Origin of the sequence: Acetobacter oryzifermentans (assembly GCF_001628715.1) — a bacterium.
Classification (GTDB): Bacteria; Pseudomonadota; Alphaproteobacteria; order Acetobacterales; family Acetobacteraceae; genus Acetobacter; species Acetobacter oryzifermentans.
In genome coordinates this window covers 1,559,877-1,572,811 of the sequence record NZ_CP011120.1, presented here as the reverse complement: position 1 = coordinate 1,572,811, position 12,935 = coordinate 1,559,877, and the positions used below count along the sequence as shown (strand labels likewise).

Below are 12,935 nucleotides of genomic sequence, written 5' to 3'. Positions count from 1 at the left end.
CCTTAAACAATCTCAACTACCATGAGGCTCCGCCACATAATCGCAAGGCAGGGGGAGATGTGCTGTGAAAGCACGTCGATCCAACCAGCAGCACAAGACTGCGCAGCGTATTTAAGTTACACTTATTAAAAAAGAACATAATGAAATGAGCTACTATGTCCAAACTGTTAAACTATACTAAATATGATATTCTCGATATGTTTCCGCGTCTCACTAATCTGGGCGCCAGCTCGTTTGGCGAAGATGCAGATACTTTTGGCGACACGCTGTTCGAGGCCATTGAAGGTGCGCCAAGCCTGCATCTCCTGCCGTTCAAGCTGCAGGCAGTCAACGAATTAAGGACGTTACTGGCGTATAGCGCTGTAGACCTCGATCGTGTCAGTTGGGCTGTGCTCAGCATAAACCCCACGGCGGATGTTGAAGAACCACCCAACTGGGGTAATTTTCCAAGCCTGCGGGCGTTCTGGTCAGCCGTTCTACACGCTTTTGAAAATGACCCCGAAGTGCGGGCGGGAAGAGAGATTGACCCCCGACATGTAAGAACGGGGTATTTGCTAACACGGAATACAGGAATGTCTGTTTTGACGCGTTGGTTTTTTTATCTGGTATTCGCGCGTAGTTTTTACCATATATTCAATATAGTTCGAACAATGATATTCACTAACCCGAACTTTCCCACAAAACCATGATCCTCCTAAAAAGCGCTATGGCATAGGCCACGGCGCGGATCACCCGTGTGACACAAAAAAAGCCCGCCCTTACCGGCGGGCTTTTTTTTGTGTCTGCGTTTTCAGGGCACGCCATGTCGAATACCAACCAACATCCCGCCCTGACATTTGTCATGAGCGAACATCAGCTTGTCAGCATCGTCAGACGCTACCTGCCAAGCCAGAAAACAATCAACCGGGCCGAAGGTCTGGCCATGATCGGCTTCGGGGCTGCGGAAATAGCCGGAGCCACTGGCCTTCTAGCCGCCCCTGAACCGACGCTCAGCAAAGTGGGCGGCATTGCGTTTGCCGCTCACGGTGTTGACGTGATGACCGCTGGACGGCGTGCATGGAACACTGGCACACCTCCACAAACCCGGACCGAACGCACGGTCCGCGCCGCAGCTCTGAGAGCACATGCATCCCCCGTGGTTGCGGATATGGCAGGTATGGCTGTGGACGCCCTGATTCCCAGTAGCCTGCTGTATAGGGCCGGGTCTTTCGCGGCAACACGCGCCATTCGCGTAGCCTCAGCAGATGTAAGTCGGCTAACCTTCCGGCAGGCCGACATCACGATGGAGCACTTCCACCGGCCTGCGTCCCACTCCCCTCAACCCGCAAGACCACCCACCGACCGGGATCTCCTCTTACCCCATCGACAGAAGCGGCTCGATCTCGATCACCATGAGGCCCCGCCACATAATCGCAAGGCAGGGGGGCATGTCTTGCTCAAGCACGTCGATCCAACCGACGAATATATCGAACGCCGGTTTGTAAAGGAAAGGCAGCCCATTGTTTCATTCTTCATATCGAAGGAAGACGCCGAACGCGCTATTCACAAAGTGCTCAAGGATAACAGCTCCAAGATTGATCACTGGCGCAAGAACGCCAAAGATGGAAATAAAATCCAGTTTGACGGATACACCTCAGGGAGGGGAACTGTCGTCATCGAGAGTGCCAATCGGCAGCGCAAGACTGCGCGGCACATTCAAGTTACAATTGTCAAAAAAGTACACAATGGAATGAGCTACTATGTCCACACTGTTAGACTATACCACTCGTGATATTCTCAACATGTTTCCGCGTCTCACTAATCTGGGTGCCAGCTCGTTTGGCGAGGATCCTGAGTTCTTTGGCGATACGCTGTTCGAGGTCATTGAAGATGCGCCGCAGGGTCATTTCCTGTCGTTCAAGCAGCAGGCAGTCAACGAATTAAGGACGTTACTGGCCTATAGCGATGTAGATCTCGATCGTGTCAGTTGGGCTGTTCTTGGTATGAACCCCATGGCGGATATTGAAGAACCACCCAACTGGGGCAGTTTTCCAAGCCTGCGGGCATTCTGGTCAGCCGTTCTACACGCTTTTGAAAATGACCCCGAAGTGCGGGCGGGAAGAGAGATTGACCCCGACATGTAAGGACGGGGTATTTGCTAACACCCTTTACTAGCCTGTCTGTTTAGCGAACATGAAACAGACAGGCAGCAGCCACCTTCATGTTAGATAGGCAGGTGGCTAGATGGCTTTCTGCATACCGGATGTTGGTGGAGTTAGGATCAGTCTTTTTTATCTGGTATCCGCGCGCAACCGAAAAAGCGCTATGGTATAAACCTCGGCGTGGATCACCCGTGCGATACGTCAAGCCCGCCCTTACCGGCGGGCTTTTTCTGTGTTTGCGTTTTCAGGGCACGCCATGTCGAATACCAACCAGCATTCCGTCCCCAAGATTGATAGCTGGCGCAAGAACGCCGCAGATGGAAATTCAGTCGACGTCGAAGGATATCTCGCGGGAAAAGGGGCTATCGTGATCGAGAATACTAATCGACAACGCAAAGCCGCACATCGCCTCTTTGTTACAATTACTAAAAAAGAACACAATGGGATGAATTATTATGTCCATACTGTCCGACTGTACTAAATATGACATTCTTGACATGTTTCCGTGCCTGACCAGTCTGGGTGCCAACTGTTTGGGTGAAGATGCCGATATGTTTGGAAACACGCTAACGGAAGCTATCCAATGGGGACCTCGAACATATGATCTGCCGTTCAAGCAGCAGGCAGTCAACGAATTAAGGACGTTACTGGCCTATAGCGATGTAGATCTCGATCGCGTCAGTTGGGCTGTTCTTGGTATAGACCCCACGGCGGATGTTGAAGAACCACCCAACTGGGGCAATTTTCCAAGCCTGCGGGCGTTCTGGTCAGCCGTTCTACACGCTTTTGAAAATGACCCCGAAGTGCGGGCAGGAAAAGAGATTGACCCCGACATGTAAGGACGGAGTATCCGCTAACACCCTTTACTAGCCTGCCTGTTTAGCGAACATGAAACAGACAGGCGGCAGCACTTTCATGTCAGATAGGCAGGTGGCTAGATGGCTTTCTGCATACCGGATGTTGGTGGAGTTAGGATCAGTCTTTTTTATCTGGTATCCGCGCGCAACCGAAAAAGCGCTATGGTATAAACCTCGGCGTGGATCACCCGTGCGATACGTCAAGCCCGCCCTTACCGGCGGGCTTTTTCTGTGTTTGCGTTTTCAGGGCACGCCATGTCGAATACCAACCAGCATTCCGTCCCCAAGACTGATAGCTGGCGCAAGAACGCCAAAGATGGAAATGCAATCCAGTTGGACGGATACACCTCAGGGAGGGGAACTGTCGTCATCGAGAATGCCAATCGGCAGCGCAAGACTGCGCGGCACATTCAAGTTACAATTGTCAAAAAAGTACACAATGGAATGAGCTACTATGTCCACACTGTTAAACTATACTAAATATGATATTATTGACATGTTTCCGCGTTTAGCCGATCTGGGCGCCAGCTCGTTTGGCGAAGATGCAGATACTTTTGGCGACACGCTGTTCGAGGCTATTGAAGATGCGCCGCGGGGCACTGGCCTGTCGTTCAAACAGCAGGCAGTCAACGAATTAAGGACGTTACTGGCCTATAGCGATGTAGATCTCGATCGCGTCAGTTGGGCTGTTCTTGGTATAGACCCCACGGCGGATGTTGAAGAACCACCCAACTGGGGCAATTTTCCAAGCCTGCGGGCGTTCTGGTCAGCCGTTCTACACGCTTTTGAAAATGACCCCGAAGTGCGGGCGGGAAAAGAGATTGACCCCGACATGTAAGGACGGGGTATTTGCTAACACGGAATACAGGGATGTCTGCTTTGACGTGTTGGCTTTCCATAGAGTCCGAAGAGGTGTGGTATAGAATATATATATTTTCCGGAAAGGCCACGTCATTCATGCACCAAGGAATGTCACCCTCGAGTGGAAGGGTCTGAATGTTCGTCTGGTACTTCAGAGCAGTGAGAGTTTCACGCTCGTCGATGGTGTTTCTGGTCAAAAGATGGCACGATGAGGCCACGCTTCTGCTGGAAAGACGATTTTGATGACCCGCGCTATCCTAAGCCTGATTTGCGCTGTCTGTGTAGGGGGCACCGCATACGCAGGTACCAAGCCAGAGTCTTTGGAGGAACAGTCTTACAACGGTAATACGATGTTCAACGAGGAGCTTGATGGAAAGGCGTTTCTCAATGGGCGACTGATTGTGCGCGTCGAGCGTGTTTCAAACTGTGTGTCGGCGGTCTGGACCCGCAGCGGCGGATCGTCTCTACGGCGTGACCTGCTGGAATGGGACAAAATGTTTGATGGTGATCCTTCGAACAATGACCGGTCTTACTATTTGACGTTCGTCTATGCCGACCATCGGAGCGACGATGTCGTGTCCATGCCTCTCACGGCGCATCCGGACGATTTTGAAGATACGGCTGGTGTCACCCTTCTATCATGCCAACCAAAACCAGACTTGTAACGGTTTTGTGCCGGTATGTGATTTCTTTTTACGTGGCTTTGTGCCAACGCGTACGTACGGGACGAATACCGTTGGCTTTCATCAGTCACCCCACACAATGCTTACTAACATCAAGCTCTGCTTCTCTGAGTTTTCATGGCTATCTGCGGATGGCTATATAGACGTGCCACAGTTTAGTTTCGGGCTATGCGTCACCCATGCCTGCTGCACAGGTCTTGACCAGCTTTGGTTTTCAAGCGCCACAATTCAACCATGAGAAGTCCAGTGATGAGCGCCAGTGGCATGGATCCGTATTGCCTGCACATCAACTGGACTGACAGAAAGAGTGGGGCACGCATCTTTCTTTTGTAAAACAGAAAAATAAGTTTCTAGATAGAAAGTGCGCGTTTTAGAGCGGAAAAATAGGATTGTCTGAACCGTATACTTAATGGTGCATCGGGAATAAACACGTCGAACACATGATAAGCACCCGGAATGACACAGACTTCTGTTGCCACACCCGCTGCCATCAAGCGGCGTGCATATTCAAGATCTTCGTCTAGAAAAAGATCCAGAGATCCAACCCCGATATAAGCAGGCGGCAATCCCGCCAGATCTGCCGCGCGAAACGCCGATGCATATTCGGAAACGCCCGTACTTCCGGGTGCTTTGCCGAGATAAGCATTCCATGCGTAGTGATTAGCGGAACGGGTCCATATATACTGGCCCATTTCCGGAGAGGGCATGACAGTTGTTCCGGTTCTATCATCCAGCATGGGATAGATAAGTAACTGGAAAAGAACTTTCACTTCTGCCCGGTCTCGCGCCAGCAGGGCAAGGCAAGCAGTCAGACCACCACCAGCGCTGTCCCCGCCGATGACAAGGCGATTACGATCAATTTCCAGATGAGTGGACTGCTCATGAACCCACTTTAGAACGGCATAACAGTCCTCTATTGCTGCTGGGTAAGGTGCCTCAGGTGCCAGACGGTAATCAACAGAGAAGATAACCAGCCCCAATTCGCTTACGAGCTGCTTGCATCGCGCATCATCTACTTCCGGTGTGCCGCTGACGATGCCACCACTATGAATATAGACCAACGCTGGCGCATTCGGATGTTCACCCGTGGGCCTGTAAACCACGACCGGAACATCCGGGGCGCCAGGAGGCCCAGGTACATGATGTTCTTCAATCGTGACGTCTGGATGTTCGATGACCGGTACATTGCGAATGGCCGCGATAAACGCCTTGCGGGTGGCAGCGAGGTTCTGATCCGAAAGGCCATCAAAGGATGGCAGAACTTTCAGAGCTTCTCTGAATTCTGGAGCAACAGAGTTTTGAGACATGAAGATTTCTCCGCGTTGTTTGTCCTCACGATAGATGGCATTGCCCAGATAGGGGCATCACGTACAACTGATTGAACAAAAAGTGTTTTTAAAGGATGCTGTGATGACTAACAGTTAGTTTCTTAAAGCGGACATCGCATACAAACTCCCGATGAGTATGGAACCGCACTTTCTTGGCGTAGATGTTGCAACTGACATTCCTTTTGTTCTGGGGATAATTCTGGTTTTGCTATTCGCCCGATGGTTGCGAAGCGGAATGGTTTATGGCAATGAAACTGAGAAACAATCTCAATTCTAAATCTGATAGGCAAAGACTGAAGCCTCTGGAGGGGCCTTGCGTTGAATTCGAAACGCACATCATTGGAACTCTATCAGACCCATAGGGCTAGTCTTTTGTCTTATGCGGCACGTCTTTCGGGAGACCATACAGTCGCTGAAGATATTGTTCAGGATGTCTGGCTATTGTTCAGCCGCCAGCAAGTAGAGATGATTGCTGCGCCATTGAATTATCTCCGAACAATGGTGCGCAACCTGGTCATTACCAGAATGCGCAGGTTGGGTCGGGAAGGCACCCTTGGTACGGATTTTGAGACTGCAACAGCCGCAATTATAGACGGACAGGTATCGCCGGAAGAAAATGTAGCTTCCCGCGAAGCAATGAAACGCATTGTGGACGCAATTGCCGCCATGCCCGACCCGCGCCAGCGACAGGCGATCCACATGTATCATTTCGAAGGTATGAAACTGCGGGAAATTGCTGCTCATCTGGGCCTTTCCCTGACACGTGTCCATGGCCTTATTGAAGATGGTATGGTGATTTGCGACCGTGTCCGTAAAGAAGGGCAGTAGTGTCGCGTGAGATATCCAAGCCGATGGAAAAAAAGGTTCTCTTACGCATCTGTAAGATATAGAGGGCGTTTTGACTCTGCTTTCGTGCGTGAGATTAGAAAAGCTGTTATCATGCGTTCTGGGAGGCTTTGTTCGGCATGACAGCACGAAAAACCCCCGCCCAAGCCGCAGCCAGTTGGTATCTTTTCTTGCGAGAAGATCCAGATGATGAAAATCTGAAGTGTCAGTTTGAAGAATGGCTCGCAAGTAATCCCGCACATGCCCAAGCATGGGCGGATATGAACATAACTGCGTCCGTAATGGCAGCAGTGCCTTCATCTTCTTCCGTGCCTTGTAAACCTTCTTGGCGCAAGCATATGCGCTTTTCCGCCCCAAGGCAGCTTATGGCAGGGTGTGGGATGGCATTGGCGGCAGCCTTTGCTGCGTTAACCTTTATTACGCCCGATATGCTCATGCGGTTCAGGGCGGATCATTACGCACCCATCGGTCAGACACGCAACATCCATCTGGCCGATGGAAGCGAGATCATTCTCGCGCCTCGTGCAGCCATTTCGATTACAATGAATGCTTCCGAGCGGCGGGTTCATTTGATCCAAGGGGAGGCACTGTTCAAAGTCCATCATGAGTTAGCGCGGCCTTTCCACGTTACAACTGGAGATATCACCGTAACGGATATAGGTACAACTTTTGATATCAGGGTGGATAACAACAATACAACGGTTGGCGTAAGGGAAGGGGCTGTGCATGTGACATCACGCCACTCCAAATTGATAGACCGGGATCTTTACGCAGGGGACTGGGAACAAATAACTGATGGCACTGCAATTACAGGTAAAACACCTGTAGCAAGTATTGGGGCTTGGAGTGCAGGCATATTGATTGCCCGTAATGAGACTATTGCAGACTTGATTGATGCTTTGCGTCCATGGACGGCAACCCGGATTATCTTGGCCGATTACAAATTATCAAACAAGCGCGTTACGGGAACATATGATCTCAACCAACCTGAAGCATCATTGCGCCTTATCGTAGATGCTTATGGTGGCAAAGTGTCATCACTGATGTCGTGGGTTGATATTATCAGCTCTCGCTAGGGTAAAAAATATTTTCAAAAAAAACACAACATTATCAAAAGATTACATAACTTTTTTCCAGACTCACCTTAAAAAAATTTCGAAGGAGGGAAAAATCACGCCGCAGGAATATCTATCTAGTTGAAAGCCAATAATGCGAATGAATCGCATTATAATAACAGGATGGCCGGACAGGATGGAAAATACTGCGACGATGAGAGCCCACATAAACATTCAGCCTCTATTCTCTGCACGAAGAGCTGTAGCATCCAGTATTCCGGGAAAACATTTTTCAAAAAAACTATTTTTGAAAACAGATTATCAGCGAGTCTTACCTACTTTTACTTCCAAAGATACTGCTTTTTCATATGGCAGACGAGCAACCGTAGCGTTTCTGTCTCTCGCAACCTTTACAGCTTTAACCCCGATAGCTTGTGCACAAACTGTGGTTACAAATCCTTCTGTTGCCGCAGCTACCGGTCTGCCCACAACAACATTCAATATTGCGGCTGGTTCTCTTTCAGATGCGCTTGTTGCTTTCAGCACGCAGGCGCATGCTCCCCTCACTTCACAAGCCCCAATGCTTGCGGGCAAAACAACAGGCGGATTGCAAGGGCGTTTTGCACCATCTGAAGCACTTGCACGCCTTTTGCGAGGAACCGGACTAACGTATTTGCAAAGCGGGGTGCGCGCTTACAAAATTGTTCCTGCTTCTACCGCAATCATACTGGGGCCAGTACGTGTTGCGGGGGAGGTGCAGAATATGGTTCCTTCTACTGCTGTAATCGACAATCTGCCACCAACTCTCCCAGGGGGTGAAATCGCGCGAGGTGGGCAACTCGGTATGTTGGGCAACCGGGATGTGATGGACACGCCGTTTAATCAGACAAGCTACACCGAAGACTTTATTGAAAAGCGCCAGATAAGAAGTATTCGTGATGCATTAAAGGATGATCCATCTGTTAGAGCAGGGTTTGCAACGGGAACAGCAGGGGTAGAACGGCTACAGATACGTGGTTTTAATATAGATAATGTCGATATTTCCTATGGCGGTTTGTATGGAATGATGCCTTTTGGGGGCATTACATCCGAATTGGCTGAGCGGGTTGAGGTTCTTCGTGGCCCGGCTGCGCTGCTTAATGGTATGTCACCCGGTGGTGCTATTGGCGGTGTTGTTAATATTGTGCCGAAGCGCGCAAAGGATACGCCTCTTTCCAAAATTGAAGCAGATTATACCTCCAACGCACAGTTTGGTGGTCATGCTGATGTTGGTCGGCGCTTTGGTAAGGAAAAACAGCTTGGTGTTCGTGTTAACGGCATGATCCGTTCTGGCCCAACAGCAATTCCTTATAATGACATGAAAACGGCTCTGGTTGGAGCAGGGGTTGATTTACGCCTGCACCGTGTGCGGCTTTCAACAGATTTTGGATATCAATACCGCGATATTGAAGGTGTTTTGCCATTTCTCCAGCTTGCATCAGGTATTCCTATCCCGGATGCAGGGCGGGCAAAACGCAACTTCAATCTGCCCGGCACTTACATACATGGTCAGGATCTCTTTGGTGTTTTTCGTGGAGAAGTCGATCTTTTCCGAAATTTCACGGCTTATGGCAGTGTTGGTGTGCATGATTACGATTTGAGAGGCGCATATTTTCAGCAGATTGTTGTGAATGATACTGCCGGTAATTCACGTGGCGCGACCCCGGTGGGGGTTGCACAGCATGGACGTTATCTGACCGCAGAAGTTGGTGTGCGCGGCAAAATTGATAGCGGCCCTATTACGCAGGAAGTGGCTTTTTCTGCAAACCGACTTCATCTTGATTTTGGGCGTGCATTTGGGGTTAATACGGGGCTTCCCGCGTATAATCTTAATATTTATAATGGAGCAGGTGCGTTTTCATCAGGTAACCAGATATCTGTTCCTAGCAGTGCAGGGCAAACAAGCTACTCAACACTGTCTAGCCTTGCGTTTGTTGACACGATTTCTGCGTTGAATAAGCGTATTCAGGTCACGGCTGGCTTGCGTGTGCAGCGCGTTCAAAGTGCCAATACAGGTTCGGATCACGTTGGAACAAAAACCGGCGTTTATGACAGAACGGCCATCAGCCCTTCGGTTCTAGCGGTTTTCAAACCTCTTAAAAATGTCTCAATTTATGGCAACTGGATTCAGGGCCTTCAGCAGGGCACAACTGTTGCCTCAAATTATGCCAATTCGGGGGAAATTTTTGCACCCTACAAGTCAACCCAGTACGAAGTTGGCGTTAAAGCAGATTTAAAAAAAGTTCTTCTAACATTTGATGTTTTTCAGATATCTCAACCAAGCACGGTTACAGATATCAACACCAATACAATGTCAGTTAATGGTAACCAGCGTAATCGTGGGTTGGAACTGAATATTGCTGGAGAAATCACACATGGGTTGCGTGCCACGGGTGGGGTGATGCTTCTAGATCCCATTCTTACACATACCCAAGGTGGCACCAATAACGGCCAACGCGCAGCAAACGCATCACCTGTCAATTTTAATATGGGGCTGGATTACGATCTTCCGTTTGTAAAGGGCCTTTCGGCTACAGCCGATATTATGTACACGCATTCGGAATATATCGAAAATGGAGCGAACCGCAGAAGCATACCGGGCTGGGTAAGGCTGGATATGGGTGCGCGTTATGCAATGAAAAACCCCGCATCAAAAGACGGAAAACTTTCCTTCCTTCTGAATGTGGATAACGTAACAAATGCGCGTTATTGGAATTCTGGCGGGTATAACTACCTTTCTCTGAGCACACCAAGAACATTCCGCTTTGCCGTGATGGCTGATTTCTGATGTTCAGGTCTCGGCTTGAAGTGGTGGCACGAGTTCTTCTTGCAGTTGGAGGAGGATATTTTGCTTCATCCTCGGCGATGGCAATTTTTTGCCTCCTCCTCGTGAGTTCAGGTGTTCCGCGGGTGGATGCGGTTACATTGGGGATCATGTTGGTTTTTGTGTTGTACCTCTGCCTTGGGCTGTGGGTTTTTGCAGCAACGGCACTGTGGCAGCCTGTTGCAGTATTCTCTGTGCTTATTGCGGCCAGTTATGGGCTGACCTCCTTTATTGGGCATGGAGGATAAGTGATGAAGCAAGATTTCCGCCGATCCATGGGGTGGCTACACACTTGGGCGGGCGTCGTGCTGGGGAGTATTCTTTTCGCAATCTTCTGGATGGGAACACTGTCGGTTTTTGATAGTGAGATTGATCTTTGGATGAAGCCGGCTACACGTCTGCCTCCGGCTACCAGCATCTTGCCACTTGAGAGTTTTCGTCCATCCCTCAATAAAGCAATTTCCGCAAAAGCTGCGTTTTGGAACGTGACTCTACCGAATGACCGAGATGCAGTTATTCACACACATTATGGCACCAGACAAAAAACCATCAGTGCTGACATTGACCCAGTAACAGGCCATGAACTGCCGGATGCAGGAACATTAGGTGCAACCGAATTTATTTTTCCATTCCACTATACACTCAATCTTGGCCTCATGAACGTAGGGGAATGGTTGGTAGGGGTGGCCACTATGGCCATGCTTGCCCTATGCGTTACCGGCGTAATTATCCATCGCAAGATATTTGTGGATTTTTTTACGTTCCGACCGCGTGCCAAGCCACGGCGTATGTTGCTGGATCTTCACAATGTTACGGGCGTGCTCGGGCTGCCCTTTCATATCATTCTGGCGTTTTCCGGACTGGTTATTTTAGGCGGAACTTATTTTTCAACTGCTGTGAATGCCGTTTACCCAAATGCGCGTGCCTACTTTTTTGATTCAAATGGCCTTTCATTTCTATCTGTAAAACACGGAAAACCTGGTGCACCAGTTGCTTCACTAGATGAAGCAGCTAAGCATGCCCGTGCGCTATGGGGCGGAGAGCAGCCTCATCTGGTTCTTGTCACAAACCCCGGTATGACGACGAGCCGGATTGCTTTTTTTCGGGGCAATGAAAATCAGGTGGTTATTGATAGAGATGTCATAGCGTTTGAAGGCTCAACCGGTAAATTTCTTTCCCGATCACCACGCTTAAACCCTGTTATGCGGGTGCAGCGTTTTCTGAGTGGTGTGCATCTTATTGAGTTTCATCATTGGGTGTTACGGTGGATTTACTTCCTGCTTGGGCTGGGGAGTTGTGTGCTGATTGGAACCGGCTTTCTGTTCTGGTTGGAGGCAAGGCGAAAGCGGCAAGGTGAGCAGGTTGGTTTCCGTTTGGTAGAAGGCATAGCGGCGGGGTCTATCACCGGGATTATCCTTGCAACGTTGGCATTTTTTGTTGCCAATCGCTTGTTGCCACTGGGTACACATGTTTTTGGGTTAGAGCGTGCATCGCTTGAAGTTTGTGTTTTCTATAGCGTCTGGCTGGGAGCATGTATTCATGGTTTGGTCTGGCCGCAGCGTGTGTGGATCATACAGTGTGCTGCTATCGGTTTTCTGGCGCTTTCAGCCGCTGTATTAAATTGGATCACAACAGGTGATCACTTGTTACGCACGTTGTCTCATTCATACCTATGGCCTGTGGGTGGAATGGATGCAGTGCTACTGGCTGGCGCCACGTTGGCTTTGCTGATGGTAGTCATTCTATCTCGGCGGTCACGAAAAAAAGCGCTCTTAACACGCACTCCTCTGGTGGAGACGATGTAATGGCGGCGTTTCTGTTTTCTTTTGCTCTCGAATTAGTGCTGTTCGTGGCTTTTGCTCTGCTGGCGCTCACGCAATTCCAGCATCGCCGTGCAACTGGTGTCCCAGAACTACGCTCTCATCGTCGTAAGGCACAAATTCGGGGCGGGGCGGTGGTTCTTCTAGTTCTTACATTGGTCATTGCAGTTGGAAACGAAGGCGGTGGATTTGGCTTTCTGCTGTGGGTTGATTTGGTATCGTTTGCAGCTTGTAATGTTGCATTTGTCTTGGGTTGGTGGCCTGGTATTTTAAGACCATTGGCGAAATTATTGTCGAACCCACATTCTCTTTTCGAGAGAACAGAAAATCAGGTTTCAAAATAATTATTTTATTTCATCCAGGTCTAGGCATAATAAACTCTGCATCAGAGCAGAATACCTTTTGGCTCATGCATATGGTGGTTTCCCAACAGAGGTTCTTTTCGCATCAAGCACCCTAGGCATAGGAATATTTACGCCAA

12 protein-coding genes and 1 pseudogene are annotated in these 12,935 nt (G+C 49.5%); 12 read left to right on the top strand and 1 reads right to left on the bottom strand.

Going from position 1 to position 12,935, the window contains the following annotated elements; translation table 11 throughout:
- Window positions 1-197 precede the first annotated feature (197 nt).
- From WG31_RS07480 to WG31_RS07450, 6 genes and pseudogenes are all read left to right on the top strand, one after another.
- A pseudogene (locus WG31_RS07480) lies at window positions 198-530 on the top strand (hypothetical protein); the annotation flags it as partial.
- A gap of 206 nt (window positions 531-736) precedes the next feature.
- Entirely contained in the window at window positions 737-1,771 is a 1,035-nt protein-coding gene (locus tag WG31_RS16030) for an RNase A-like domain-containing protein (protein ID WP_245191471.1), read from the top strand.
- Complete coding sequence (locus tag WG31_RS07470) at window positions 1,740-2,123, top strand: hypothetical protein (protein WP_245191470.1); 384 nt, start codon at window positions 1,740-1,742, stop codon at window positions 2,121-2,123. Before WG31_RS16030 ends, WG31_RS07470 begins: the two co-directional genes overlap by 32 nt.
- 515 nt (window positions 2,124-2,638) lie before the next feature.
- A complete protein-coding gene (locus tag WG31_RS07460) occupies window positions 2,639-2,980 on the top strand; it encodes a hypothetical protein (RefSeq protein WP_063354118.1) in 342 nt (113 codons plus the stop codon).
- A gap of 472 nt (window positions 2,981-3,452) precedes the next feature.
- Window positions 3,453-3,836, top strand: a complete 384-nt coding sequence (locus tag WG31_RS07455; protein WP_245191468.1) for a hypothetical protein — start codon at window positions 3,453-3,455, stop codon at window positions 3,834-3,836.
- Between the two features lie 265 nt (window positions 3,837-4,101).
- Window positions 4,102-4,524 (top strand): hypothetical protein, encoded by a 423-nt coding sequence (locus tag WG31_RS07450; protein WP_063354117.1) that lies wholly within the window; start codon window positions 4,102-4,104, stop codon window positions 4,522-4,524.
- A gap of 368 nt (window positions 4,525-4,892) precedes the next feature.
- Here WG31_RS07450 and WG31_RS07445 read toward each other — a convergent pair whose 3' ends face one another.
- Window positions 4,893-5,849: an alpha/beta hydrolase gene (locus WG31_RS07445; protein ID WP_063354116.1), complete on the bottom strand. Its 957-nt coding sequence runs from the start codon at window positions 5,847-5,849 to the stop codon at window positions 4,893-4,895.
- 339 nt (window positions 5,850-6,188) lie between these two features.
- Between WG31_RS07445 and WG31_RS14945 the strand changes: the two genes are divergently transcribed.
- The 6 genes from WG31_RS14945 (at window position 6,189) to WG31_RS07415 (ending at window position 12,798) form a co-directional block, all read left to right on the top strand.
- On the top strand, window positions 6,189-6,698 hold the full coding sequence (locus WG31_RS14945; protein WP_238332764.1) for an RNA polymerase sigma factor: 510 nt from the start codon (window positions 6,189-6,191) through the stop codon (window positions 6,696-6,698).
- Window positions 6,699-6,835: 137 nt separating this feature from the next.
- Window positions 6,836-7,792: a FecR family protein gene (locus WG31_RS07435; RefSeq protein WP_063354115.1), complete on the top strand. Its 957-nt coding sequence runs from the start codon at window positions 6,836-6,838 to the stop codon at window positions 7,790-7,792.
- Window positions 7,793-8,216: 424 nt separating this feature from the next.
- Entirely contained in the window at window positions 8,217-10,598 is a 2,382-nt protein-coding gene (locus tag WG31_RS07430) for a TonB-dependent receptor (RefSeq protein WP_245191467.1), read from the top strand.
- Window positions 10,599-10,699: 101 nt separating this feature from the next.
- Window positions 10,700-10,882: a hypothetical protein gene (locus WG31_RS16025; RefSeq protein WP_240322969.1), complete on the top strand. Its 183-nt coding sequence runs from the start codon at window positions 10,700-10,702 to the stop codon at window positions 10,880-10,882.
- Between the two features lie 3 nt (window positions 10,883-10,885).
- Complete coding sequence (locus WG31_RS07420) at window positions 10,886-12,439, top strand: PepSY-associated TM helix domain-containing protein (RefSeq protein WP_245191466.1); 1,554 nt, start codon at window positions 10,886-10,888, stop codon at window positions 12,437-12,439.
- Complete coding sequence (locus WG31_RS07415) at window positions 12,439-12,798, top strand: DUF3325 domain-containing protein (protein WP_063354111.1); 360 nt, start codon at window positions 12,439-12,441, stop codon at window positions 12,796-12,798. Before WG31_RS07420 ends, WG31_RS07415 begins: the two co-directional genes overlap by 1 nt.
- The last annotated feature ends 137 nt before the right edge of the window (window positions 12,799-12,935 follow it).

Coding starts and splice junctions, on each gene's coding strand:
- WG31_RS07420 (WP_245191466.1), top strand. CDS start 10,886: ATGAAGCAAGATTTCCGCCGATCCATGGGGTGGCTACACACTTGGGCG.
- WG31_RS07450 (WP_063354117.1), top strand. CDS start 4,102: ATGACCCGCGCTATCCTAAGCCTGATTTGCGCTGTCTGTGTAGGGGGC.
- WG31_RS07460 (WP_063354118.1), top strand. CDS start 2,639: ATGTTTCCGTGCCTGACCAGTCTGGGTGCCAACTGTTTGGGTGAAGAT.
- WG31_RS07455 (WP_245191468.1), top strand. CDS start 3,453: ATGTCCACACTGTTAAACTATACTAAATATGATATTATTGACATGTTT.
- WG31_RS07415 (WP_063354111.1), top strand. CDS start 12,439: ATGGCGGCGTTTCTGTTTTCTTTTGCTCTCGAATTAGTGCTGTTCGTG.
- WG31_RS07435 (WP_063354115.1), top strand. CDS start 6,836: ATGACAGCACGAAAAACCCCCGCCCAAGCCGCAGCCAGTTGGTATCTT.
- WG31_RS07445 (WP_063354116.1), bottom strand. CDS start 5,849: ATGTCTCAAAACTCTGTTGCTCCAGAATTCAGAGAAGCTCTGAAAGTT.
- WG31_RS07470 (WP_245191470.1), top strand. CDS start 1,740: ATGTCCACACTGTTAGACTATACCACTCGTGATATTCTCAACATGTTT.